This is a genomic window from Pseudomonas sp. MCal1 (assembly GCF_026341415.1).
Classification (GTDB): Bacteria; Pseudomonadota; Gammaproteobacteria; order Pseudomonadales; family Pseudomonadaceae; genus Aquipseudomonas.
This window is the reverse complement of record NZ_JAKUMP010000015.1, coordinates 26648-51522: the sequence shown is the minus strand read 5'-3', so window position 1 is coordinate 51522 and position 24875 is coordinate 26648. Positions and strand designations below refer to the sequence as shown.

Sequence of the window (24875 nt, the reverse complement as noted above, 5' to 3'; positions counted from 1 at the left end):
TTCTTTGAAACAGACTGGATCAGACTTCGTCAGGGCTGCGCAGGTTGGTGACTGCGATTCGCTGTTCGCGGCGCTGTTCCTTCTGCGAAGGCATGTCGGCGCGATAAACGCCTTGATCGCCAACGACCCAGGAAAGTGGGCGACGCTCCTGGCCAATGGATTCCTGCAACAGCATCAAGCCTTGCAGAAACGCTTCTGGACGGGGCGGGCAGCCAGGTACGTAGACGTCAACGGGCAGGAACTTGTCCACCCCCTGAACCACGGAGTAGATGTCGTACATGCCGCCGGAGTTGGCGCACGAACCCATCGAGATCACCCACTTGGGCTCGAGCATCTGCTCATACAGGCGCTGAATGATCGGCGCCATCTTGATGAAGCAGGTCCCGGCGATAACCATGAAGTCGGCCTGACGCGGTGATGCCCGGATAACTTCGGCGCCGAAGCGCGCGATGTCGTGGGGCGCCGTGAAGGCGGTGGTCATTTCCACGTAGCAGCAGGAAAGGCCGAAGTTGTACGGCCAAAGGGAGTTTTTACGTCCCCAGTTGACCGCGCCACTCAGCACGTCTTCCAGCTTGCCCATGAAAATGTTTTTGTGGACTTGATCTTCTAACGGATCGGAAACGGTTTCCCGCTGGCCAATCGGATACTGCTCGTTAGGAGCATCGGGGTCGATTCTGGTGAGATTGTATTGCATTGCCAAAGCCTCATTGTTTCAGCTTCGCCTGCCGCTTGCGACGAGCTTCCGGAGCCCAGTCAAGGGCGCCCACTCGGAACAGGTAGACAAGACCTGCCAACAGAATTGCTATGAAAACGAGAGCTTCGACGAATCCGGTCCAGCCGCTTTCGCGGACGGACACAGACCATGCAAAGAGAAAGAGGGCTTCGATATCGAAGATCACGAACAGCATCGCGACCAGATAGAATTTGGCTGAGAGCCGCAAGCGGGCGCCACCGGTAGGTAGCATGCCGGACTCGAACGGTTCGTTTTTGCTGCGGCCCCAGGCTTTTGACCCGAGGAGGCTGGAGACGCCGAGCATGAAGGCACACAGGCCGACTACACCCAGAAGGAAAATGGCAAAGCCCCAGTTGTGGGCCATGAGTCCTGTCGCTTCGGGCATGCTGGAAATCCTTAACAGAGAGCAAAGGTCTCTGAGCTTGATAAAGAAATAAGGCAGTGACGATATGTCGCAGCAATCAATCGCGCTGATTTTATGGCTAAACACCCTGCAAGTAAAATTCCTATAGCGAAATTATTTATTGGAATAAGGACATAGCGCTCCTCGAAGGGCCCGCAGCCCATGCGTTGCGGGCATTAGCCGGGTTTACGGGAAATATGTTTTGTTTGGAATGTAACGAACATAGTTGCGGCCAAATGATAATCAATATTGTTTGCGGGGTTTTTTAGATTGTTAGGCGGGTATGTGGGTGGGAAGTTGTCTTGAATAGCGGTTACTGCGCAAGTAGCAGCCGAGGTCGTTTTACCGCATTTTTCGAGGGACGGATCTGCTCTGGATCAATGTTTCTGCCGAAGGCATGGCAAGGCGCGGGGCGAATCGCAGGCAAAAACCTCCCAACCCGTCGGTTAGCCTTGGGGCGGTCCGCAACAGGCGGCCGACCTCCGTAATTCAAATCGCGCTGTGGCCTCCATCAATGACCAGATCGGCACCGGTCATCCAGGAGGAGTCATCAGAGGCCAGAAGGATCGCCGCGCCTGCCATGTCTGAAGGTATTCCCGCTCGCTGCAGGGGAATGTGCTTTTTTCTTTCCTGCCATATCGCCGGGGCGTCCCGCCACTGGCTGGCGTTACCACCTGTCGCGGTCAGTCCGGGTGAAATCGTATTGACTCTGACGCCATGGGGAGCCAGTTCCACCGCGCAGCTTCGTGTGAGCATCGACAGCGCCGCCTTGCTGGCTTGATAAGCCGACAGGCGACTGACCGCCCTGAAAGCACTGACAGATGAGATGTTGATGACGCTACCGCCCTGACCGCGAGCGATGCAGTTCTTTGCGAAGCGCTGAGTGGCAAAAAAAGGAAAACGCAGATTGACCGCCAGCGTCTGCTCATACTCATCGTTGCTCAGTTCAAGAAAAGGCGTGCGGGTGATAAACGCGGGATTGTTGACGAGTACATCAATGGGCCCGATGGCGGCGTGCGCTTCATCAAAGAGCGCCTCGATGCAGACGCTCGTGGCTTCCATGAGGGTTAAGCTGGCGCGCTGACCCTGGCGCGCTGCGAACTCAAGAACTTCACGAGCCGCAGCTTCATCGGTGCGAGCGGTAATGAATACATCAGCGCCCTCGGTAATGAAGGCTTCGGCTATCGCTCTTCCAATGCCTGAGGACGCGCCGGTTATAAGCGCTCGCTTTCCTCTTAATCTTCCATTCATGAATAGTTCTCCATAATACAAGGCTGCAGTGCGCGCGCCTATAAGTTGTACGCAGCGCACGGTTAGAACGTAGATCCGTTAATGTGATTCGGCATGTGTAAATGATTATTTAAGAGTGTTCCTACGGATCATTCATTAATGGGTGAAGGAAGTTTCTTGAGTGTCTATAAGGGCTCTGATTTTAACCGCCGGTGGCGGGCTGTTGTCAGCTAAGCTTTGGTTGAGTAGAGATCGGATGTTTATGGGTGTTCAGCATTGTCATTGAGTCGGCTACGTGCGAACGCATGTAAGTAATTGTTCCTGTTATATGGACTTATACTGAGGTCGTGTATGTCAGAATAACGAAATAAATTCATTAATACCGCCAGGTCCGTCGATATCGGTAACCCTTCCTGGGCCCTCGCGCAAAAATCGGGACTGACCGATTTGAGCGTCAAACATACCCAGCAGGGGCGTATGCAGGATCAGAACGGTCATCCATTCATGAACATGTGCTCTTGTTCATACCTGGGTCTTGAGGTCGATCAGCGTCTGGCGCGCCGCGCCGCAGATTATGTGCTCAATAGCGGTACGGTGAATCTGCCCACCTCGCGTATCAGAATAAGGTTGCGAGAACTCGATGAGCTTGAGGATGCCTTGTCCGCGCATTTCAACTGTCGAGCCTTCACCGCGACGTCCTGCAGTGCGGGTATTGTTGCCTCGTTGCCGCTTCTGGCTGCTGGCATGTTTACTGAAGGGCAGCGCCCCTTTTTGATCTTTGACAAGCACGCCCATTTTGCACTGAATCAGGTCAAGGCCATTTGTGGTGATGAAACGCAGGTGATGACCTGCAATCATAACGATGTAGATTTTATTGAGGATATGTGCAAGCGACATCCGTTGGTCGCATATGTTGCTGATGGTGCCTACAGCATGGGCGGAAGTGCGCCTATTGAACGGTTGTTGGCGTTGCAGGATAAATATGGGCTGTTTCTTTATTTTGACGACTCTCATTCCTTGAGTGCCTATGGCGATCGGGGTGAAGGTTATATCCGTACTTATATGCCTGAGCTCAATCCCAGAACGCTTCTGGTTTATTCATTGGCCAAGGCATTTGGTGCCAATGGTGGAGGCATATTCATGTCGGTGAAGGCCGATTATCAAAGTGTCTTCCGACGCTTTGGTGGTCCGATGTCTTATTCTCAATATATAAATCCGGCGGCAGTCGGGGCGGCCATGGCTTCGCTGGATATCCATAAGAGTCCTGAGCTTGGCGTCTTGCAGGACAAGCTACGTTGCAACATTCGCCTCTTCGACAGTTTGTTTGATACGGAACACGCGGGGTCCGAATTGCCGATTCGGGTTATTCCATTGGACAGCCCGGACCTGGCGATCAGCGTTTCCGAGGGCGTCTTCAAACGAGGGTATTACACCTCGGCGGTGTTCTTTCCCATTGTGGCCAGAAACAAGTCCGGTTTACGCGTGATGATGCGTGCCGATATGTCGCAAGAAGATATCCGCAGTTTTTGCTCCGCAGTCTGGGCAGAGATCGAAGAAGCCCGTCTGAACCCGAACCTGCCGAACGCGAGGTGGTGATGACTCATCCGATACCACGAAGCTTGTTGTATTGCTCTGCCTTGCACCCTGAGCAATATGCCAAGAGTGCCCTGACGGATGTCATGGTGATTGATCTGGAGGACGGCGTCCCGCTCCTCAAAAAAGCCGAAGCCCGCCTATGTGTCGAGCAGTTCTATCGATCCGCTGTGGTGCAGCGTACGGCACTGCGTATCAATCCCTTGCGTGACAATCAGGGATTGCTCGATTTGCTGATGGTGCAGTCACTTGAACAGCGACCCGAGTATGTCGTCCTGGCAATGACTGAAGCCGCGGCCGAGATAGACGTGGTACGCGCCAACTTAGGGGGGCAGGGAAGCAGTCCGAAAATCCTGGTCACCGTTGAAACCCCGGCCTGTCTTCGGGATATTTACGCCATTGCATCCAGCGCCGACGGACTGATCTTCGGTTCCGCCGACTACGCGGCCAGCCTGGGTGTGCCGATTGGCGGCTGGAGCAACATCCTCCACGCCCGTGCAAGCATCATTGCCGCCGCCAGCGCAGCGGGTATTCCCGCGTTCGACACCGCTTACTTCAACCTCGATGACGAAGCCGGGTTACTGAAGGAATGCCAGGACACCCGGGAGTTGGGCTTCAGTGGCAAGACCTCCATTCACCCAAGGCAGATATCGATCATCAATGAGGCATTCACGCCTTCGATCGCGGAGTACGAACATGCCTTGGCCGTTGTGCAGGCTGCGCAAAACAGCGGTGAAAAAATCACCCGATTGAAGAATCTGATGGTCGGGCCGCCCTTTGTGAAGCTAGCCCGCAAAGTCATCCAGCGCGCCCAGGAACTGGGTCTTTAAGGAGGACGCCATGGAACCGATGATTCCGGCGCATGAACGGATTGGGGCGAATCGCTACCGTGAATCTTATGGGCTGCATTACGAAGAGTTTGTGGTGGGCGATGTGTTCGAGCACCGCCCCGGGCGCACGGTGACGGAGCTGGATAACATCTGGCAGTCACTGATGAACATGAATAACCATCCGGTGCATATCGATGTGGCTTACGCACAGCGCACCGAGTTCGAAAAGTTGCTGGTGAACAGCTCCGTGACCTTGTCGATTATCAGCGGCATGACGGTCGCGACGATGAGCGCACGAGCCATCGCCAACCTGGGCTGGGATGAAATACGCCTGCCCAGCCCGGTGTATGTCGGCGACACACTGTACGCGGAGAGCGAGGTGGTTTCCAAGCGTGAGTCCCGGTCGCGTCCGGGCCAGGGCATCGTCACCATCAGGGTGATTGGGCGTAAGCAGGATGGCACTCCGGTCATCACCTACCTGCGCACTTTTCTGGTTCCAAAGCAGGGGTTTTCCCAGGGCTACCCCCTCGGCTGAAGGTCAGCTTCAGTCAGCGTGGAAGCGCTGCCGGTGAGGGAATGGCCGGGACCTTCAAAGAGCCTTGATGGAAAAGGACAAACCATGCTGCTGCTTAATCGTGAAGATATAGGGCGTTGTGTCGAGTTGCCGTCGCTTGTGCGCGTACTCGAAAAAGCTCACCAGGGTTTTTCTCTCGCGGCACCCGTGGTTCCGCCACGTTCGATAATCACGCACTCGCGACAAAAAGCATTCTCTTTGTTCATGCCGGCCTTTTTGCCTGTGAGCCAGACGCTGGGCATCAAAGTGTCGTCGTTTCATCCCGGCAACGCAGTGCTGGGGCGCTCGGCGGTCAATGGCGCGGTTTTGCTGATCGACGTCGATAGCGGCAGGTTATTGGCGATGCTCGACAGTGCCGCTCTTACAGCAATTCGCACCAGTGCCCTGAGTGCGTTGGTGACGGACAAACTCTGCCTGCAGGCCCGGCTCAATCTGGCGGTGATCGGGGCTGGGGCTCAAGCGGCGGCGCATATCCAGGCGATGGCCGCTATCAGGGAATTGGGGCAGGTCAGGATCTTTTCCCGCTCGATGGCCCGCAGTGTCGCCTTGGCCGAACGTCTGTCCATTGAACTTGCGCAGCCGGTCGAGGCTGTTGAGCGCATGGAGGATGCTTTGGCAGACGCGGATATTGTCTGTACGACAACCTCCTACGACAGTCCGCTGCCGTTGATCGGGGTACATCAGCTCAAACCCGATGCCCATATCAATGCCGTTGGCGGCAGTACGCAGCAGGCGTGCGAGGTCGATCCAAAATTGCTGGGCAGTGCTCAAATACATGTCGATCATTTGGACGCCGCATGCCGCGAATCGGGCGAAATTGCCCAGGCCTTGGCGTGGTCGGTGATCAACCGCAAGGACATCCGTGAGATCAGTACTTTGGTTGTCGAGCAGCCTTCGCCGGTTACCCGTAAACAAGGCCTCAGTTACTTCCGCAGTGTTGGCCATGCCAGTCAGGACATGGTGGTTGCCGCCTGCGTCTATGGCGCGGCCGTGGAGGGGCATATCGGCCAACAGTGCGACTACCTCAATGCCTGAGAGTCGCCGGGCGCAACGTTTTGAATCAGCAGTGCCAACGACGCAGGAAGGAAAAGGATGCCCATGAATATTTTGATGATCGATTCGCAGCGAGTGAACTACGTCGACCCCGGGGAATATGGCCCGGGGTCGGAGTATCGACACTACGGCGTGGAGGTGACGTTCCGGCCCTCGGATGAACAACTGGCCAAAGCCGACGGCATCATCGCGTTTCATTCGGTGGTCATCGACGCGCCGCTGATCGCCAGAATGCATCGTTGCCGCGCATTGGTTAAGGCCACGATCGGCCTTGATGATGTGGACGTCGAGGCGTTGAGCGCGCGAGGCATTGTGTGCGCCAACATCGGTTCTGTAGGGGTGGAGGAAGTTGCCGAGCACGCCTTGGCATTGATCCTTTTTGCCCAGCGCAAGCTGTTCGACTACGCGGGACACACCCGCCAGGGAGGCTGGAACTGGCGAGCCCATACCGGTGAAGTGAGACCCTGTGCAGACACCGTTCTGGGAGTCGTGGGTTATGGTGCAACAGGGCGAGCGTTGGCCCGCAGGGCGGCGGCCCTGGGTTACCGCATCTGTTTTTACGACCCCGGGGTCGAGCGCTGTGCCGAAGGCATTGCCACGGGCGTGACGCTGGATTCACTGCTCGAAACGGCCGATATTCTGTCGCTGCATCTGCCGCTTACCCCGGACACTGCACATCTTATGAACGACGCGGCATTTTCACGGATGAAGCACGGTGCGACCTTAGTCAATACCGCGCGAGGTGGCATCGTCGACACCGATGCGCTGCTTCGGGCCTTGCAGGCAGGGGGCGTGTCCATGGCTCTGCTGGATGTCGTGCAGGAAGAGCCTGCTCCTCTCCAGGCCTTGATCGAGCATGAGCGGGTGTTATTAACGCCGCATGCCGCTTTTTACAGCGAGCGCTCTCTGGCCCAACTCAAAGCCAATGCCCTGGAAACCCTGCTGGCTCTGTTACAGGGGAAAACAGTCGAAACTGTGGTCAATTCCGATTGTGTATCGCGGGAGGCAGACGGATATGCCTGAATTGAAACGTGCGGGATTTGAATCGTCCCGAGCCGGGTTGCCACCTTGGTTCGACATGGCGATCGGCAACAGCATTGTTCAATACGGTCAGCGGCTGGCGGCGCGACAACTACTGGTCAATACGCTGGGCAATATCGCTGTACGCAGCCGCTCTCAGTACTGGCAACGCGACGTGATCTACACCAAACACCGCGGCATCTCTCTGGAAGAGTGCGGGCTTGAGCATTTGTCGGTGCTGGACATGCAATCCGATGAGCTTTTGCACGGTTGTTTCCGGCCCAGCCAGGGGCACCGGATGCATCGGGAAATCATGCACTGTCGCGCCGATGTCAATGCGACGGTGCATCTGCATCCCAATGAAGTCATTTCCTTCTTCGCTGTCTCGCAGTGGCGTGAGATGAAATACGTGTCGAACGACACGGCATTGGTCATGGGCAAACCACCGTGCATTCTCGGCGAAGGTGTGAATATCGAGCTGGATGTCAGTGCCATTGGCCGCTGCGCGGGTGACACCAACTGCATTGTCATGCCCGGTCATGGCATTACCTGTTTTGGCCGCGACCTGTCGGAGGCGTTTCATCGCGCCGTGGCATTCACTGCCGAAATCAGCCGCTTGATTACCAGCCAGTTTCTATCGGCCGCCACGGGGAAATCGGTGGTGTATGCCAGTCACGAAGAGGTCAGGCAGATGTATGCGCTTGGCGAGCAGGTGATCTATGGAGGGATGCGCAAATGAAGTTTCACCCTCACATCTCATGTTCCGGATTATGGAAGGCGCCGGAGCGCGATCTTTCATCGGTGTTGCTGGATTTGAACGAAAACCAGTTTTTACAAAGGTTTCTGGCAGGGTTCATCGCCAACGAATTGAAGCCCCAGGATCTGTTCGCCTATCCCAATTACCGGCCGCTCCTTAACCAGCTCGCACAGTACTGCAAGGTCTCCACCGACCGTTTGCTGCTGACCAATGGCGCGGATCAGGCCATCGATCTGGTGATTCGGTTACTGTTTTCGCCAGGGGATCGGGTGGTGGTGCCTTCTCCGGTTTTTTCCTTTTATTACCAGATGCTCGACGTAAACGGTGTGGCTCCCGTGATCGTGGGGTTTGAAAAACAGGCCGAAAAATTCGTGCTGTCCACCGAGGCGGTACTCCAGTCCCTGCAAACCAGCCAAGGGCTGATCCTGTGCAACCCCAACAATCCACTGGGTGTTCGCATCGATCCAGAGCAATTGCAGGTGTTCGTCGAGGCTTGTGTCAGGCAAGACAAACCGATGATCGTGGACGAATGTTATTTCGAGTATTTGCAACAATCTTGTCTGGATGCATTCAGTGCGGTCAGGCAGTTGTTTGTGATTCGTTCGTTTTCCAAGTACTTCGGTCTTGCCGGGTTGCGCCTGGGGTATGTGGTCACGCGACCGGAATCCATACGTGAACTGATGAAAGTGCGCGGCCCATGGGATGTGAACCATGTAGCGGTGAAAGCCGGGCTGTTCTGTTTGCAGAATCAGAAAGTCTTGCAGCAGGCGCACGATCATCTTGCGCAGATCAAGACTGAAATAATCGAAGTCTGTCGGGCCAACGCGATCGTCGTCTATGAGAGCGACACGAACTTTCTGCTGCTGCAGGATGAGCACGACGGTCGTCTGGCCAGCGCTTTCGCTCAGGCCAATATCCGCGTAAGCAACTGCTCGCAATACCCGCACAGTTTTGGCCTGCTCGACAATTTACTGCGGGTGGCTGTCCCTTCATCGTCGGATCTCAAACTATTGCTGATGGCGATATTGCGCGGGAGCGGCGGCGCGGCCTGTTTGAGCGATGTGAAAATAGAACGCTGGATTGCCGGAAGACCAAAGCTGCGCACTGGCGGAGCATCGCGGTGATGCTCATATGAGGAGATGGCTGAAAAGGATCGGTCTGGCGGCAGGGATGCGCAATATCATTGCGCTGCGCTTGCTGTTCGTCATGGCCAACGCATTGGGGCCTTTTGCGGCATTGTTTTTCCAGCGGCATTACGAGCTCGACAGCGCGGCGGTGGCCTGGGTGATCACGCTGATGTCGGCATTTTATCTGCTGGGTAATCTGTTGGGTGGAGCGCTGATCGGTCGTTTTACCTTCCGGGCACTTTTGATCTGTACGTCGTCCTGTTCATCACTGTTTTTGTTGTTCGCTGCCGTATTCAGTTCAACGATCGCATCAATTGCGATGGTGCTGTTGTTCATGCTGTGCGCAGGCCTGATCACGCCGGTATTCAGTGTGCTTACGTCCCTGGCCGCGGACGACAGCAATCGCATCGCCTCCTTTGGTTATCTGCACCTGGCCAGCAATCTGGGGGGAGCGCTGCTATTTGTGATGGGTGGGTACTTGCTCGGTCTCGACAGTCACTATCTGGTGCTGTTTGCGATGGTTGCCAGTGTGTTGTGCCTGTTGGCGAGTGTGTTTCTGGTGTTGCCGGAGCGTCAGAATGTTTTAACTGAAACCAGAAGTGCTTCCATTCGCGCACTGGCCGATGTGCCAAGGATCGTGATCGTGGCAGGCGCCATGTTTTTTGCGTTGTCGGTGCTGGATGCCCAGCGCGAGTATCAGCTGCCTCTATGGCTTGATCAGGTGACGGTGGGGAAGGCCGCCGGGCTGTTTGGTGCGGTAGGTATCGTCAATGCATTGCTGGTGGTCGTGGTGACGCAGCCTCTGATTGCATTGACGTCGCGTTTCGGGGCGCTGACCAATTTGTCCCTGGCGGCGGTTTTTTACGGTATCGGATTTGGAGCCTATGCCTTTTTCGAGCAAACCGCACTGATCCTCTCGTTTGTTTTCCTCTGGACGCTGGGTGAGATTCTCGGTGTTACCTACATCACTGCGTTGATTGCGCAGAAAACCACGTTGCAAACCCAGGCCAGTCTGTTTTCGATAATTCCTGTAGTGCTGGCGTTGGCGAGGATGGTTTCTGTGGGCATCGGCGCCTCTTTGATCGCCGGGATCGGTTTCCAGTTGAGCTGGAGTGTCTACGGGCTGGTGGGCATTTTGTTCGGAAGCGCTTGTCTTTTACTTGCTACCAGAAAGAGCCGCTATGCGACTGCAGTCTGAAATGGCCTGTGTAAATGGCAGTAATGGTGAAAGCGCGAGTAAAAAAAACGCCCCGAACCAGTCGGGGCGTTAGTCTTTCGGCAATGCGGTTAGCTTTCTAAACGGTCCGCAAAGGCCGTTTACTCGGTGAAGTCGATCAGTGGAACTGTTCTTCTTCGGTCGAACCGGTCAGCGCAGTCACCGAGGACGTGCCGCCCTGGATCACGGTGGTCATGTCGTCGAAGTAGCCGGTGCCCACTTCCTGCTGGTGAGCCACGAAGGTGTAACCCTTGGCGGCGTCAGCGAATTCCTGCTCTTGCAGCTTCACGTAGGCAGTCATGTCGTTGCGGGCGTAGTCGTGCGCCAGGTTGAACATGCTGTGCCACATGTTGTGAATGCCGGCCAGGGTGATGAACTGGTGCTTGTAACCCATGACGGACAGTTCGCGCTGGAACTTGGCGATGGTCGCGTCGTCCAGGTTTTTCTTCCAGTTGAAGGAAGGCGAGCAGTTGTACGACAGGATCTGGTCCGGGTATTCCTTTTTGATCGCTTCGGCGAAGCGACGGGCTTCTTCCAGGTCTGGCTTGGCGGTTTCGCACCAGATCAGGTCGGCGTACGGTGCGTAGGCCAGGCCACGGGCGATTGCCTGGTCCAGACCTGCGCGAACCTTGTAGAAACCTTCCTGGGTACGGGTGCCAGTCACGAACGGCTGGTCGTACGGGTCGCAGTCGGAAGTCAGCAGGTCGGCAGCGTTGGCATCGGTGCGGGCCAGGATGATGGTCGGTACACCGGCCACGTCGGCAGCCAGACGAGCGGCGGTCAGCTTCTGCACGGCTTCCTGGGTTGGAACCAGAACCTTGCCGCCCATGTGGCCGCATTTCTTCACGGAAGCCAGTTGGTCTTCGAAGTGAACGCCGGCGGCGCCTGCTTCGATCATGCTCTTCATCAGCTCGTAGGCATTCAGTACGCCGCCGAAACCGGCTTCGGCGTCAGCCACGATTGGCGCGAAGTAGTCGATGTAGCCTTCGTCGCCCGGGTTCTTGCCGGCTTTCCACTGAATCTGGTCGGCACGACGGAACGAGTTGTTGATGCGCTTGACCACGGTTGGAACCGAGTCCACCGGGTACAGCGACTGGTCCGGGTACATCGATTCGGCGGAGTTGTTGTCCGCAGCGACTTGCCAGCCCGACAGGTAGATCGCCTGGATACCGGCTTTCACCTGTTGAACAGCCTGGCCGCCGGTCAGGGCGCCCATGCAGTTGACGAAATCTTTCTCTGGGCGGAAGGACGGCTTGGCACCCTGGGTGACCAGGTTCCACAGTTTTTCGGCGCCCATTTTTGCAAAGGTGTGCTCTGGTTGAACCGAGCCACGCAGACGGACGACGTCAGCAGCGGAGTAATTGCGAGTCACGCCTTTCCAGCGCGGGTTTTCAGCCCAGTCTTTTTCAAGGGCTGCAATTTGCTGTTCGCGTGTCAGTGCCATGGAGATAAACCTCGTCGCGTCTTTATGAAAAGTTGTTCTGCGGTGGAAAATTCCTTGCGCTCGCTGACCAGAAGCTTAGGTGGTCAGGTCGGGTTCGGCGGGGCAGGCGACGGGATGAACGATGGGCTCGAGGGGAAGTGAGCAGGTAAAGGCAACTGGTGGGCGCATTCGGGTGTCGTGGGCCTTTATGCGAACTACAGTGTAAAGCCGGGTTACCTAATTACGCTTCCGTCCCTCGGGACAACTTCGTTCCAGTCGGCAACCTCGTCAAACACACCTTGTGGGCGGTACAGACACGAAACGGCTCGCGGGGATGGTTGCGAGCAGCGCTTCGAAGGCCCTTGCCAGGGCCTCTGATTAGCGGGAGCGAGGCCATCATGCCTTCGCTTTTTTGGCTCGTCAAACATTTTGTAGTGCTTTTTTTAAAGCACTACATCTTTCGTCTAATACGACTAATCAGTCAGTTTTTGGTGCTTTAGTCCAGTGTGTCGACTTTCACCCGCAAGGTCATGTCATCCCGGCCTTGAGTCGAGTAGCTGCGGGCCAGACCTTGTTTGTCGGCTTGAGTCTGGCGATTCACGCCGGCAAGGGTGATCCATTCGCCCAGTCGTCCGGTGACGGTTGTGTCGGTGCTTTGCACGTTCACTACATCGGGACGTTCCTGGCTCATGCGGTCACGGTTGGTACTGATTGCCAGATGAACGGTTTCGCCAGTGACGCTGGCGGTAACGTAAAACCCCTGTGTGACGTTGCGATATTGGGTCTGGCTGCTGTAATCGCCGTACGAGTTGGTCTGGCTGCTGGTGATCGGTACGCTCTGGCCGACCTGAATCAGCGCCGGCGCACCTTCGCTGGCTTGAATCTGCTGAATTCCGCCGTCTCGGCTGGCAGTGCTGCGGCTGATGATGCGGGTCTGCGCGCCGTTGACCGAATAGCCTTCGTCGCCACGCCCGTTGTTTTCGTTGGTATCGACCGTGATCAGCAGGCGCTTGGGTGCGGTGTCGAGCTGCGAGAGCAAATCCTTGAGCTCTTCGATTTTGCCGGGCTCGGCCTTGACGATCAGTTGGTTGCCGTAGGCGCTGACCTGGCCGTCCTTACCGATGAAGTCCTGAGCGACTGGCAGCATGTCGGCACTGGTGTGGTACTTGAGGGGAACGATTTCTGTGGCTGCCATCACCGAAAAACTGCAGCCGAGCAGCAGGGTGGTGAGCAGGGTGCGTAGGGACATGTCCGTTATCTCCGCTTTCGAAAGGCTTGATATTGCCAGTTTGTCGGCCCGGGGTGGGGCAAGTTGAATCGTAGACAGCAAAACGCCCCGGCATCGGTCGATGGCGGGGCGTTTTGTGGTGCTCATCAAGCGTTATGCCGAATGGCGAACCATGTCGACATGCGGAATCCCGGCTTCGAGGAATTCCTCGCTGACCAGGTTGAAACCCAGGCGCTCATAGAACGCCGTGGCCTGCACCTGCGCGCTGAGCATCTGCTGCTTCAAGCCACGCGCTTCCGCTTCGGCAATCACCGCTTGCATCAGCGCATCGCCGACCTTCAGCCCGCGCCAGTCCTTCAGTACCGAAACCCGGCCAACATGCCCGTCGGGCAAAAGGCGGGCGGTGCCGATCGGAAAGTCGCCTTCGAAAGCCAGGAAATGCACCGCCGTGGCGTCATCGGCGTCCCACTCAAGCTCGGGTGGAACCGATTGTTCGGCAATGAACACCGTTTCGCGAATGCGGCGGATCTCGGCGTTGTCCTTTTGCCAGTCTGCAACACGTACGCGAATCTTATTCATCGTCGGCGAACCCCAGACTGCCCTGTTTGACCAGTTCGCACAGCAGGCCGCGACCGTCTTCGTCGCTCAGCCACTCACCAAGGTTGTCGGTGTGCAGGGCGTCGGCGGAGCAAATCAGCTTCAGCAATTCACGCAGCTTGCCCGGCAGGTATCGGCTCTGGCCGCTGGCGAACAGCAGCAGATCGTCATCGACGTCCGACCACGCCAGGCGCGCGCTCGGGTTGCGGATCAGGATGGCGCCGTCTTCGAGCGCACCGAGAAGGTCTTCTTCCTCGACTTCTTCCGGGCCTACCACCAGCTCTGGATAGCGCGGCTCGGTCATGTACTGGCCGAACCAGGTCAGCAACAGGCGTTCGTCGCTCATGTGCTCGGCGAGCAGCGCTTTCAGGCGATCGAGGGCATCGTGCTGGATCTGATGTGGATCGTCGCTGACCGGTTTGGCGTCGGCGTCGGTGTAGCGCTCTTCGTCAGTCAGGAACTGGCTGAGGAAGTCGGTGAAGTGGGTCAGTACTTCAGCGGCGCTTGGTGCACGGAAGCCGACCGAGTAGGTCATGCAGTCATCGACGGCAACGCCGCAGTGAGCCAGGCGCGGCGGCAGGTAGAGCATGTCGCCCGGTTCCAGGACCCACTCTTCGGTCTCGTGGAATTCGGCGAGGATGCGCAGGTCTGCGTGTTGCAGCAGCGGGCTTTCCGAATCGCACATCTGGCCGATTTTCCAGTTGCGCTTGCCGTGGCCTTGCAGCAGGAACACGTCGTAGTTGTCGAAATGCGGGCCGACGCTGCCACCCGGGGCGGCGAAGCTGATCATCACGTCGTCGACGCGCCAGCTTGGCAGGAAGCGGAAGTTTTCCAGCAGCTCGCTGACTTCCGGCACGAACTGATCGACCGCTTGCACCAGCAGGGTCCAGTCGCGCTCCGGCAGCTTGCTGAATTCGTCTTCGGCGAACGGGCCGCGACGCAGTTCCCAAGGTCGCTCGCCGTGCTCGATCACCAGGCGCGATTCGACTTCTTCTTCCAGGGCCAGGCCGGCGAGTTCGTCGGCGTCGATCGGGCTTTCGAAATCAGGGATCGCCTGGCGGATCAGCAGTGGTTTTTTCTGCCAGTAATCGCGCATGAATTCGCGCGCCGTAAGACCACCCAGAAGTTGAAGAGGAATATCGGGATTCATATGTAACCTATTGAAAAAAAGCATTTTTCAGACGGGAATAAAAACGCCCGGCGCGGCCGGGCGTCTCAAACGGGTCAAGCAGTCGATCAGATGCGTTTGGCTTGCGCTACAGCGTTGCCGATGTAGTTGGCCGGGGTCAGTTGCTTGAGCTCGGCTTTCGCTTCGGTCGGCATGTCCAGGCCGTCGATGAAAGTCTGCAGGGCTTCAGGGCTGATGCCCTTGCCGCGAGTCAGTTCTTTCAGCTTCTCGTACGGGTTTTCGATGTTGTAGCGACGCATCACGGTCTGGATCGGCTCGGCCAGGACTTCCCAGCAAGCGTCCAGGTCGGCAGCAATCTTGTCAGCGTTCAGTTCAAGCTTGCTGATGCCTTTGAGGCTTGCTTCGTACGCGATCACGCTGTGGGCGAAGCCGACACCGAGGTTGCGCAGCACGGTGGAGTCGGTCAGGTCGCGCTGCCAGCGGGAGATTGGCAGTTTGCTCGCCAGATGCTGGAACAGCGCGTTGGCGATGCCCAGGTTGCCTTCGGAGTTTTCGAAGTCGATCGGGTTGACCTTGTGCGGCATGGTCGACGAGCCGATTTCACCGGCGATGGTGCGCTGCTTGAAGTAACCCAGGGAGATGTAGCCCCAGATATCACGGTCAAAGTCGATCAGGATGGTGTTGAAGCGCGCAATGGCGTCGAACAGCTCGGCGATGTAGTCGTGCGGCTCGATCTGTGTGGTGTACGGGTTGAAGGCCAGACCCAGCTCGTCTTCGATGAAGGCGCGGGCGTTGGCTTCCCAGTCGATCTGCGGATAGGCCGACAGGTGAGCGTTGTAGTTGCCGACAGCGCCGTTGATCTTGCCCAGCAGCGGAACGGCAGCGACCTGCGCGATCTGCCGCTCGAGACGATAAACCACGTTCGCCAGCTCTTTGCCCAGAGTGGTCGGCGAAGCCGGCTGGCCGTGGGTGCGCGACAACATTGGCACGTCGGCGAAACGCAGGGCCAGTTCGCGGATGGCGTTGGCAGTCTGGCGCATCAGCGGCAGCATCACGTCGTCACGGCCTTCGCGCAACATCAGGGCGTGGGACAGGTTGTTGATGTCCTCGCTGGTGCAGGCAAAGTGGATGAACTCGCTGACCTTGGCCAGCTCCGGCAGCTTGGCCGCCTGCTCTTTTAGCAGGTATTCGATCGCTTTTACGTCGTGGTTGGTGGTGCGCTCGATCTCTTTGACGCGCTCGGCGTGCTCGAGAGAGAAGTTCTCGGCCAGTTCATTCAGAACGGCGTTGGCTTCGGCGGAGAAGGCTGGCACTTCCGGGATGCCGGCGTGAGCGGCCAGGCGCTGGAGCCAGCGCACTTCAACCAGAACGCGGGCACGGATCAGACCGTACTCGCTGAAAATCGGGCGCAGGGCCTGGGTTTTGCCGGCGTAGCGGCCGTCAACAGGGGAAACCGCAGTGAGCGAAGAGAGCTGCATGGGGTGTTCTCGGACAGTCGGGCAACGAAATGGGGCGCGTATCATACATGAAAAAATCCGCCGGTCCGTCGCCAACTGACCGGCGTATTACGCGTTACAGACTACAAGGCTTTTATTGCGCGGCGATTTACTCGCTGTGCATCAACGGATACAGCTCTTTGAGCAACTTGCGCCGACTCACGACCAACTGCCAGCGATGACCGCCGAGCTGACGCCACAGGCGTGCCGAGCGAATGCCGGCGAGCAACAGGGCGCGGATCTTCGAGGCATTGCTCGGCTGCTGCAGATTGCGCATGTCGCCGTGCACCTGAATGCGTTGGCGCAACGTGCTCAGGGTGTCCTGATACAGCGCGCCGCAGGCCGCGATCACGTTTTCGTGGGCCGGGCCGAAATGCTCGACCTGCGACTGGATCTGCGGCAAACGCTTGCCGATCACATCGAGCATGTCGTCGCGTTTGGCCAGCTGTCGCTCGAGGCCAAGCATCGACAACGCGTAGCGCAGCGGTTCGCGCTGCAAGGTGCTCGGATCGCGCTCGAGGGCGCCGATCAGCGCGCGGTAACCTTCGCGCAGGTTGATATCGTCGCCGCCGTACACATCCAGGGTGTCTTTCGGGTCGCGAACCAGCAGACTGCCGAGCATGCAGCTCAGGCCGGCCTCGTTGGTCTGGCCGGTCTTGGCGATCCGGTCCACCAGCACGGCGGCGAGAAACACGCCGCCCAGCGCCGTCAGTTGCTCCTGAGTCGGGCTCATGCCAGGCCGCTCCACGGCTCGGCAACTTCGATCACGCCGCCACCGAGGCAGATTTCTCCGTCATAGAACACCACCGACTGGCCCGGCGTGACCGCGCGCTGCGGCTCATCGAACACGGCGCGATAACCGGTTGCGGTTTTTTCCAGGGTGCAGGCCTGATCGCTCTGGCGATAACGGACCTTGGCAGTCAGTCGCAACGGCTGGCTCAGATCGATCGGGTTGACCCAATAGATTTCCGAAGCGAGCAGGGCACTGGAGAACAGCCACGGATGGTTGTTGCCCTGGCCGACGATCAGCTCGTTGGTGTCCAGATCCTTGCGCAGCACGTACCACGGCTCGTCGCCAGCGTCTTTCAGTCCGCCGATGCCCAGGCCTTGGCGCTGGCCGATGGTGTGATACATCAAGCCGTGGTGACGGCCGATGACTTCGCCTTCGGTGGTCTTGATCTCGCCCGGCTGTGCCGGCAGGTATTGCTTGAGGAAATCGCTGAAACGGCGCTCGCCGATGAAGCAGATCCCGGTGGAATCCTTCTTCTTGGCGGTCGCCAGCTCGTATTTCTCGGCAATGGCACGGACTTCCGGTTTTTCCAGCTCGCCGACCGGGAACAGGGTCTTGGCGATCTGTTCACCGCCGACGGCGTGCAGGAAGTAGCTCTGATCCTTGTTCGGATCCAGGCCCTTGAGCAGTTCGGTGCGGCCATCGATGTCGCGGCGGCGCACGTAGTGACCGGTGGCGATCAGGTCCGCGCCGAGCATCATGGCGTAGTCGAGAAACGCCTTGAACTTGATCTCGCGGTTGCACAGGATGTCCGGGTTCGGCGTGCGGCCGGCCTTGTATTCGGCCAGGAAGTGCTCGAACACGTTGTCCCAGTACTCGGCGGCGAAGTTGGCGGTGTGCAGCTTGATACCGATCTTGTCGCACACGGCCTGTGCATCCGCCAGGTCGTCCATGGCGGTGCAGTATTCCGTTCCGTCGTCTTCTTCCCAGTTCTTCATGAACAGGCCTTCCACTTCATAGCCCTGCTCGATCAGCAGGAGAGCGGAAACGGAAGAGTCCACGCCACCGGACATGCCGACAATGACGCGCTTCTTGGATGTGTCAGAAGGGGCTGGATCACGCATAGGGATTCAATGAGTGTCTTGAAAAAGGACGCGATTCTATCAGGCTCACGCCCTCAAGGCTAAAGGGAAGGGCGGATCAGTTCGAGGCCGAAGCGATTGCCGGCCAGATAATCATCGATGCAACGGATGATCAGCTCGCTGCGCCAGTTATCGCGCTGGGCCAATAATTCGTCGCGGGTCAGCCACTTGGCGCCGACGATGCCGTCGTCCAGTTGATAATCCGGGTGGTGCTTGACGGCTTTGGCGCTGAAGCACACGCGTTGGTAAGTCACGCCGTTGCTCGGTGCGGTGTACAGATAAATGCCGATCACGGCGGTGGGTTCGACGTCCCAGCCGGTTTCTTCGAGGGTTTCGCGCACGGCGGCTTCGATCAGGGTTTCGTCCGGATCCAGATGGCCAGCCGGCTGATTGAGCACGTTACGCCCGGCCTTGTGTTCCTCGACCATCAGGAAACGACCGTTGTCCTCGACGATGGTAGCGACGGTGATGTGGGGTTGCCAGTTCATGGACTGCTCTTGCTCGGGGGGAGGGGCGCAAGTAAACAACAAGGCGTCGTAGTCCTCAACCGATTCATGCAGGTCTGCTTAATAAGGCATGCTCATAAAGTTTTTTGATTGAAAGCCATAACTTTCCAGGAAAGTCGAGATTTTTGAAATCTGTTCGTTCGTAAGTGCGGGTATTAATGAAATTACATTAAAGACTTGAACGTTGCCCGCAAAGCAGTGCCACTCGACAAGTGCGTAGGGGTCCGCCCAAATATACCGAGATGGAATGTTCGTGCCTCCAAATCCATAAGGCGCAGATCCTGGGCTTGGATTGACAATGTTGACACTTAAGTCTGTGGCGATGAGATTCTTGGGGATGGCTTGTACGTAATACCATTTATCGACGGGGTTGTGATCGTAGACATCAACTTTTCCCACTGCCCAAAATATGGGTGCCAGCAAGTCCGGGAAAGTCACTCGGGGTTTGGTTGCCAGAATCTGGGATTCGTCTGTCGCAGCCATACCACCATTTATTTTTTGATGGATCCAGCGGTAATACGCCTGATTTCCAAAAGGTAAATAAACTCTGAAACCTTGTGGCAGGCCTTTCAGAGTGTTGAAGAGTTGCATAGGGACCTGGAGGGCGGGAGGGTCAGTGCATGGTCCATCACTGATTGCCGGGTCATTCCATGAGAGAGTGTCGGCAGATGCTGAAGATATAAGTGCGGCCAATGCAAAGCTGGTGAGTAGGCTCGACGGTTTCATTTTTATCTCCTTGCGAGGTTTAAAGGTATCTGAAAAAGTTGTCTCTCAAAGTTTTTGTTGGGCTCGGATGTCTGCATCGGGGATGCAAGGTGTTGATTCGACTCGCTCGTTTTTTATTATTGATTCCGGAGTAATGGCCGGCCGGCTATTTCGGTGTTTTGTGTTGTCGGGAGCGTGAGTGAGGTGGCAGATATTTTATTTCGAGTGTTCTGAGATTAGTGGCTTGCTCGAGTCTTGTGACCTGTCAACTTTGACAGTTGATTATGCTTTTTTGCGATCGTCCATTGCGACGATGTGGAATAAGGCGCTCGATTCTCGGGGGGGGGGTAAGTAAGACCGAAAACAAAATTTCAACCTTTTGAAAAAAACAAACCCCGGCGCATGGCCGGGGTTTGTGAAGTTCCCTTTACAACCTTATACCAGCGCAGCAATCGCCGCGTTGAGGGTTGCGCTTGGGCGCATGGCCTTGCTGATCAGCTCGGCATTGGCGTGGTAGTAACCGCCGATGTCCACTGGCTTGCCTTGAACGGCGTTGAGCTCGGCGACGATGGTCGCTTCGTTCTCGGTCAGGGTCTTGGCCAGAGTCGCGAACTGCGCTTGCAGTGCAGCGTCTTCAGTCTGGGCAGCCAGGGCTTGTGCCCAGTACATGGCCAGGTAGAAGTGGCTGCCGCGGTTGTCGATGTTGCCGACTTTGCGCGATGGCGACTTGTTGTTGTCCAGGAACTGGCCAGTGGCCTGGTCCAGGGTCTTGGACAGAACCAGTGCTTTCGGGTTGTTGTAGTTCACACCCAGGTGCTCGAGAGAAGCGGCCAGGGCCAGGAATTCACCCAGCGAATCCCAGCGCAGGAAGTTCTCTTCGACCAGCTGCTGCACGTGCTTGGGCGCCGAACCGCCGGCGCCGGTTTCGAACAGACCACCGCCGTTCATCAGCGGCACGATCGACAGCATCTTGGCGCTGGTGCCCAGTTCCATGATCGGGAACAGGTCGGTCAGGTAGTCACGCAGTACGTTGCCGGTCACCGAGATGGTGTCCTTGCCTTCGCGGGTGCGCTGCAGGGTGTACTTCATGGCGTCGACCGGCGACATGATCTGGATGTCCAGACCGGCGGTGTCGTGATCCTTCAGGTAAGCCTGAACCTTCTCGATCACCACGCCGTCGTGGGCGCGCATCGGGTCCAGCCAGAAAATGGCCGGGGTGCTGCTTGCGCGAGCACGATTGACGGCCAGTTTGACCCAGTCCTGGATCGGCGCGTCTTTGGTCTGGCACATGCGGAAGATGTCGCCGGCTTCAACAGCCTGCTCCATCAGCAGGGTGCCTTTGCTGTCGGTCACGCGAACCACGCCGTCGGCCTTGATCTGGAAGGTCTTGTCGTGGGAACCGTATTCTTCAGCCTTTTTAGCCATCAGGCCAACGTTTGGCACGCTGCCCATGGTGGTTGGATCGAAAGCGCCATTGGCTTTGCAATCTTCGATCACGGCCTGGTAGATGGTGGCGTAGCAACGATCCGGGATCACAGCCTTGGTGTCGTGCAACTGGCCGTCGGTGCCCCACATCTTGCCGGAGTCACGGATCATGGCCGGCATCGAGGCGTCGACGATGACGTCGCTCGGCACGTGCAGGTTGGTAATGCCTTTGTCGGAGTTGACCATCGCCAGCGACGGACGAACGGCGTAGACCGCTTGAATGTCAGCTTCGATCTGGGCTTGCTGTTCGGCCGGCAGGGATTTGATGCGGGCGTACAGGTCGCCGATGCCGTTGTTCAGGTTGAAGCCGATTTCGGCCAGCACGTCGGCGTGCTTGGTCAGGGCGTCCTTGTAGAACTCGGCAACGATCTGGCCGAACATGATCGGGTCGGAGACCTTCATCATGGTGGCTTTGAGGTGAACCGACAGCAGCACGCCTTGTTGCTTGGCGCTGTCGATTTCAGCGGCGATGAACGCGCGCAGGGCCTTTTTGCTCATGACGGAGCAGTCAAGGATCTCGCCCGCCTGAACGGTGGTTTTTTCTTTCAGGACGGTCGCGGTGCCGTCTTTGGCGATCAGCTCGATCTTCACGGCGTCAGCGGCGTCGATCAGGGCAGCTTTTTCGCTGCCGTAGAAATCACCGGTGCTCATGTGAGCGACATGGGACTTGGAGTCCTTCGCCCAGGCGCCCATTTTGTGCGGGTGCTTGCGAGCGTAGTTCTTGACCGACAGCGGAGCGCGACGGTCGGAGTTGCCTTCACGCAGAACCGGGTTCACGGCGCTGCCCTTGACCTTGTCGTAGCGCGCCTTGGCTTCTTTTTCGGCGTCGTTGGTCACGGTTTCCGGGTAGTCCGGCAGGTTGTAGCCCTGGGCTTGCAGTTCTTTGATCGCGGCTTGCAGCTGTGGAACCGAGGCGCTGATGTTCGGCAGCTTGATGATGTTGGCTTCAGGCGTAACGGCCAGGTCGCCCAGTTCGGCGAGGTGGTCGGCTACGGCTTTGTCGCCCAGTTGCTCGGGGAAGCTGGCCAGAATGCGTGCTGCAAGAGAGATATCGCGGGTTTCCACGGCGATATCGGCCGAGGCGGTGTAAGCCTCGATGATCGGCAGCAGGGAATAGGTGGCGAGGGCTGGAGCTTCGTCGGTGAAGGTATAGATGATCTTCGAGCGGGTGGGCATATTCGGATTAACTCTCTCTTCTTTGCTAAAGCGTGCGCAGAAACTCGAGGGGCGCCGGGTAAGCGCGTTCGTTCAAAGTCATCCATGAACCGAATGTCGAGAATCTTCGCGGTGATGTTGGGTGCATCAGTAGAGCGTCAAGCAGTCGGACTGCGGTAACAACCCGACCAATCAGGCGGAAAGTCTCGTGCTAGAGAGGCCAGCCGTCGTGACCCTTTGGTCAGCGGGCGGCATTATACATAGGTAGCTGGCAATCTGCCGATGGTTCATATGCAACGATTCTCGTCCATTGGTCTAAAGGTCGCAGGGCGGGGTGGGGCGTAGAGTCGCCGTGAATGCTTGAGATTGGCGCTTTTCCCTTTGCTTTCAGGCTTGTACGAAACGAGATGTGGTCAGGCCCGGAACAGAGGGTTTGCGTGTTGATTCAACTGGGTTACGCTCGAACCAAGCCAGATGTTCAATCCAAACAATGGAGTTCAGCATGGGTTACAAGAAGATTCAGGTTCCAGCCGTCGGCGACAAAATCACCGTCAACGCAGACCATTCTCTCAATGTCCCTGATAACCCGATCATTCCCTTCATCGAAGGTGACGGCATTGGCGTCGACGTCAGCCCTGTGATGATCAAAGTGGTTGATGCTGCCGTAGAAAAAGCCTACGGGGGCAAGCGCAAGATTTCCTGGATGGAGGTTTATGCTGGCGAAAAAGCAACTCAGGTTTATGACCAGGACACCTGGCTGCCCCAGGAAACCCTGGACGCCGTCAAGGATTACGTGGTTTCCATCAAAGGCCCGCTGACCACTCCGGTCGGTGGTGGTATCCGCTCCCTTAACGTTGCCCTGCGTCAACAGCTCGATCTCTATGTCTGCCTGCGCCCGGTGGTGTGGTTCGACGGCGTGCCAAGCCCGGTGAAAAAGCCTGGCGACGTCGACATGGTGATTTTCCGCGAGAACTCCGAAGACATTTATGCCGGCATCGAATGGAAGGCCGGCTCGCCTGAGGCCACCAAGGTCATCAAGTTCCTGAAAGAAGAAATGGGCGTCACCAAGATCCGTTTCGACCAGGATTGCGGTATCGGCATCAAGCCTGTTTCCAAGGAAGGCACCAAGCGTCTGGTGCGCAAGGCCCTGCAGTACGTGGTGGACAACGACCGCAAGTCGCTGACCATCGTGCACAAGGGCAACATCATGAAATTCACCGAAGGTGCCTTCAAGGACTGGGGTTACGAGGTGGCGAAGGAAGAATTCGGCGCCGAGCTGCTGGATGGCGGCCCATGGATGAAGTTCAAGAACCCGAAAACCGGCCGCGAAGTCGTCGTCAAGGACGCCATTGCCGACGCCATGCTTCAGCAGATCCTGCTGCGTCCGGCCGAATACGACGTGATCGCCACCCTCAATCTCAACGGTGACTACCTGTCCGACGCCCTGGCGGCGGAAGTGGGCGGTATCGGTATCGCGCCGGGTGCCAACCTGTCCGACACCGTGGCCATGTTCGAGGCGACCCACGGTACTGCGCCGAAATATGCCGGCAAGGACCAGGTCAACCCGGGCTCGGTGATTCTGTCGGCGGAGATGATGCTGCGCCACCTGGGCTGGACCGAGGCGGCCGACCTGATCATCAAGGGCACCAACGGCGCCATCAAGGCCAAAACCGTGACCTACGACTTCGAACGTCTGATGGAAGGCGCCACGCTGGTATCTTCTTCGGGCTTCGGTGAGGCGATCGTCAAGCACATGTAAAAAGGCAGCTGCAACGAAACCGCCCGGCTCGAGTGATCGAGCCGGGCGGTTTGCTTTCTGGCAGGTGTCCGTGTTGCTTCAACTGGTCACTGACTGATGCTGAACAGCGGTCGAGGCGGCATCTTTTGCAGCGTCGGCATTCTGAATTTTTGTGGCATGCAGGCCTTTGGGCCCTTGCACGATCTCGAATTTGACGATTTGCCCGGCTTTGAGGGTTTTGTATCCGTCCATTTCAATGGCGGAGTAGTGGGCAAAGAAATCGATCTCTTTGCCGTCCTCGTCCTTCCCCTCGCGGGAGTCGGTGTTGATGAAACCGAACCCCTTGGCATTGTTGAACCATTTCACCTTGCCGACAGCCATGCTCAAATCCCTCTGCAACAGTCTCCATCGCTGGAGTATCATCCAATTCATCCGCAGTCGAATCCGTTAAAAAGATTGACTCCGCGGATCTTTTTTCCCCACTGTGGGTTCTATTGGTTGTAACACCGTTTTCCCGATAGTCAAGGTGACCGGGCAGTCGGAGTTGAAAACGTGTCAAGCCGCCCCCACCACTGTATTTGCACAACTGACGAACCTTTCTTTCCATGCATGCAATCAGCCAGATTCGACTAACATTCAATCAGGATCGCCCGCTTCTCCAAAAGGATCTTCCACAGGAGCACGACGACGATTCGGCAGGCGTTGCTGTTCAGGAAGCAAAGCCCGCGTTACAGGCGCCGCCGATGTACAAGGTGGTTTTGTTCAATGATGACTACACACCGATGGATTTCGTCGTCGAAGTGCTCGAGGTGTTTTTTAACCTGAATCGCGAGCTGGCGACCAAGGTCATGCTGGCCGTCCACACAGAAGGGCGGGCAGTATGTGGAGTGTTTACCCGCGACATCGCCGAGACAAAGGCCATGCAGGTCAACCAGTACGCCAGGGAAAGCCAGCATCCGCTACTCTGTGAAATCGAGAAGGACGGTTAATCGCCGACCACTTGGG

At 57.2% G+C, this 24875-nt stretch carries 24 protein-coding genes; 10 read left to right on the top strand and 14 right to left on the bottom strand.

All coding sequences use genetic code 11. From position 1 onward, the window contains the following. Nucleotides 1-19 precede the first annotated feature (19 nt). From MKZ87_RS23255 to MKZ87_RS23245, 3 genes are all read right to left on the bottom strand, one after another. Nucleotides 20-694, bottom strand: coding sequence for a NuoB/complex I 20 kDa subunit family protein (locus tag MKZ87_RS23255; RefSeq protein WP_007951456.1), 675 nt, complete (start codon nucleotides 692-694; stop codon nucleotides 20-22). Nucleotides 695-704: 10 nt separating this feature from the next. Beyond that, nucleotides 705-1118 carry an NADH-quinone oxidoreductase subunit A gene (locus MKZ87_RS23250; protein WP_003223812.1) on the bottom strand — a complete coding sequence of 138 codons (414 nt, stop codon included), beginning with the start codon at nucleotides 1116-1118 and terminating at the stop codon, nucleotides 705-707. A gap of 507 nt (nucleotides 1119-1625) precedes the next feature. Then, nucleotides 1626-2387, bottom strand: coding sequence for an SDR family NAD(P)-dependent oxidoreductase (locus MKZ87_RS23245; protein ID WP_266202035.1), 762 nt, complete (start codon nucleotides 2385-2387; stop codon nucleotides 1626-1628). 354 nt (nucleotides 2388-2741) lie between these two features. Here MKZ87_RS23245 and MKZ87_RS23240 point away from each other — a divergent pair, with 354 nt between their 5' ends. The 8 genes from MKZ87_RS23240 to MKZ87_RS23205 all read left to right on the top strand — a co-directional run bounded on the left by MKZ87_RS23240 (nucleotide 2742) and on the right by MKZ87_RS23205 (nucleotide 10518). Further along, nucleotides 2742-3962 (top strand): aminotransferase class I/II-fold pyridoxal phosphate-dependent enzyme, encoded by a 1221-nt coding sequence (locus MKZ87_RS23240; RefSeq protein WP_266202056.1) that lies wholly within the window; start codon nucleotides 2742-2744, stop codon nucleotides 3960-3962. Next, on the top strand, nucleotides 3962-4789 hold the full coding sequence (locus MKZ87_RS23235) for an HpcH/HpaI aldolase/citrate lyase family protein (protein ID WP_085699112.1): 828 nt from the start codon (nucleotides 3962-3964) through the stop codon (nucleotides 4787-4789). The genes MKZ87_RS23240 and MKZ87_RS23235 overlap by 1 nt, the downstream gene beginning before the upstream one ends. Before the next feature lie 10 nt (nucleotides 4790-4799). Next, the gene (locus MKZ87_RS23230; RefSeq protein ID WP_085699115.1) at nucleotides 4800-5324 is read left to right on the top strand and encodes a MaoC family dehydratase; all 525 of its coding nucleotides are present in this window, start codon (nucleotides 4800-4802) and stop codon (nucleotides 5322-5324) included. 84 nt (nucleotides 5325-5408) lie between these two features. Continuing rightward, the gene (locus MKZ87_RS23225) at nucleotides 5409-6398 is read left to right on the top strand and encodes an ornithine cyclodeaminase family protein (RefSeq protein ID WP_266202034.1); all 990 of its coding nucleotides are present in this window, start codon (nucleotides 5409-5411) and stop codon (nucleotides 6396-6398) included. 63 nt (nucleotides 6399-6461) lie between these two features. Continuing rightward, nucleotides 6462-7439, top strand: coding sequence for an NAD(P)-dependent oxidoreductase (locus MKZ87_RS23220; RefSeq protein WP_266202033.1), 978 nt, complete (start codon nucleotides 6462-6464; stop codon nucleotides 7437-7439). Then, nucleotides 7432-8175, top strand: a complete 744-nt coding sequence (locus tag MKZ87_RS23215; RefSeq protein ID WP_266202032.1) for a class II aldolase/adducin family protein — start codon at nucleotides 7432-7434, stop codon at nucleotides 8173-8175. Before MKZ87_RS23220 ends, MKZ87_RS23215 begins: the two co-directional genes overlap by 8 nt. Before the next feature lie 62 nt (nucleotides 8176-8237). Beyond that, nucleotides 8238-9317, top strand: coding sequence for a pyridoxal phosphate-dependent aminotransferase (locus tag MKZ87_RS23210; RefSeq protein ID WP_266202031.1), 1080 nt, complete (start codon nucleotides 8238-8240; stop codon nucleotides 9315-9317). 46 nt (nucleotides 9318-9363) lie between these two features. Beyond that, a complete protein-coding gene (locus MKZ87_RS23205; RefSeq protein WP_227232934.1) occupies nucleotides 9364-10518 on the top strand; it encodes an MFS transporter in 1155 nt (384 codons plus the stop codon). 136 nt (nucleotides 10519-10654) lie between these two features. Here the strand turns inward: MKZ87_RS23205 and aceA are convergent, their stop codons facing one another. The 10 genes from aceA to MKZ87_RS23155 form a co-directional block, all read right to left on the bottom strand. Continuing rightward, the gene (gene aceA / locus MKZ87_RS23200) at nucleotides 10655-11980 is read right to left on the bottom strand and encodes an isocitrate lyase (protein ID WP_266202030.1); all 1326 of its coding nucleotides are present in this window, start codon (nucleotides 11978-11980) and stop codon (nucleotides 10655-10657) included. Nucleotides 11981-12455: 475 nt separating this feature from the next. Next, complete coding sequence (locus MKZ87_RS23195; RefSeq protein WP_007951453.1) at nucleotides 12456-13208, bottom strand: secretin N-terminal domain-containing protein; 753 nt, start codon at nucleotides 13206-13208, stop codon at nucleotides 12456-12458. A 132-nt stretch (nucleotides 13209-13340) separates the two neighbouring features. Then, the gene (locus tag MKZ87_RS23190; RefSeq protein ID WP_007951452.1) at nucleotides 13341-13766 is read right to left on the bottom strand and encodes a GNAT family N-acetyltransferase; all 426 of its coding nucleotides are present in this window, start codon (nucleotides 13764-13766) and stop codon (nucleotides 13341-13343) included. Beyond that, nucleotides 13759-14934 carry a cupin domain-containing protein gene (locus MKZ87_RS23185; protein ID WP_085699125.1) on the bottom strand — a complete coding sequence of 392 codons (1176 nt, stop codon included), beginning with the start codon at nucleotides 14932-14934 and terminating at the stop codon, nucleotides 13759-13761. The genes MKZ87_RS23190 and MKZ87_RS23185 overlap by 8 nt, the downstream gene beginning before the upstream one ends. An 86-nt stretch (nucleotides 14935-15020) precedes the next feature. Beyond that, complete coding sequence (gene purB / locus MKZ87_RS23180) at nucleotides 15021-16391, bottom strand: adenylosuccinate lyase (protein ID WP_266202029.1); 1371 nt, start codon at nucleotides 16389-16391, stop codon at nucleotides 15021-15023. A gap of 127 nt (nucleotides 16392-16518) precedes the next feature. Next, a complete protein-coding gene (gene hflD / locus MKZ87_RS23175) occupies nucleotides 16519-17142 on the bottom strand; it encodes a high frequency lysogenization protein HflD (RefSeq protein WP_266202028.1) in 624 nt (207 codons plus the stop codon). Further along, entirely contained in the window at nucleotides 17139-18263 is a 1125-nt protein-coding gene (gene mnmA, locus MKZ87_RS23170; RefSeq protein WP_085699129.1) for a tRNA 2-thiouridine(34) synthase MnmA, read from the bottom strand. Before mnmA ends, hflD begins: the two co-directional genes overlap by 4 nt. Nucleotides 18264-18322: 59 nt before the next feature. Beyond that, nucleotides 18323-18769 (bottom strand): NUDIX hydrolase, encoded by a 447-nt coding sequence (locus MKZ87_RS23165; RefSeq protein WP_085699131.1) that lies wholly within the window; start codon nucleotides 18767-18769, stop codon nucleotides 18323-18325. A 78-nt stretch (nucleotides 18770-18847) separates the two neighbouring features. Continuing rightward, on the bottom strand, nucleotides 18848-19513 hold the full coding sequence (locus tag MKZ87_RS23160; RefSeq protein ID WP_085703233.1) for a hypothetical protein: 666 nt from the start codon (nucleotides 19511-19513) through the stop codon (nucleotides 18848-18850). A gap of 414 nt (nucleotides 19514-19927) precedes the next feature. Further along, on the bottom strand, nucleotides 19928-22153 hold the full coding sequence (locus MKZ87_RS23155) for an NADP-dependent isocitrate dehydrogenase (RefSeq protein ID WP_234205610.1): 2226 nt from the start codon (nucleotides 22151-22153) through the stop codon (nucleotides 19928-19930). 481 nt (nucleotides 22154-22634) lie between these two features. On the opposite strand from MKZ87_RS23155, the gene icd reads away from it, so the two are divergent. Further along, nucleotides 22635-23891 carry an NADP-dependent isocitrate dehydrogenase gene (icd, locus tag MKZ87_RS23150; RefSeq protein ID WP_085699137.1) on the top strand — a complete coding sequence of 419 codons (1257 nt, stop codon included), beginning with the start codon at nucleotides 22635-22637 and terminating at the stop codon, nucleotides 23889-23891. A gap of 78 nt (nucleotides 23892-23969) precedes the next feature. Here icd and MKZ87_RS23145 read toward each other — a convergent pair whose 3' ends face one another. Further along, the gene (locus tag MKZ87_RS23145) at nucleotides 23970-24251 is read right to left on the bottom strand and encodes a cold shock domain-containing protein (RefSeq protein ID WP_085699139.1); all 282 of its coding nucleotides are present in this window, start codon (nucleotides 24249-24251) and stop codon (nucleotides 23970-23972) included. Between the two features lie 224 nt (nucleotides 24252-24475). Between MKZ87_RS23145 and clpS the strand changes: the two genes are divergently transcribed. Further along, the gene (gene clpS / locus MKZ87_RS23140; RefSeq protein ID WP_011334948.1) at nucleotides 24476-24859 is read left to right on the top strand and encodes an ATP-dependent Clp protease adapter ClpS; all 384 of its coding nucleotides are present in this window, start codon (nucleotides 24476-24478) and stop codon (nucleotides 24857-24859) included. Nucleotides 24860-24875 lie beyond the last annotated feature (16 nt).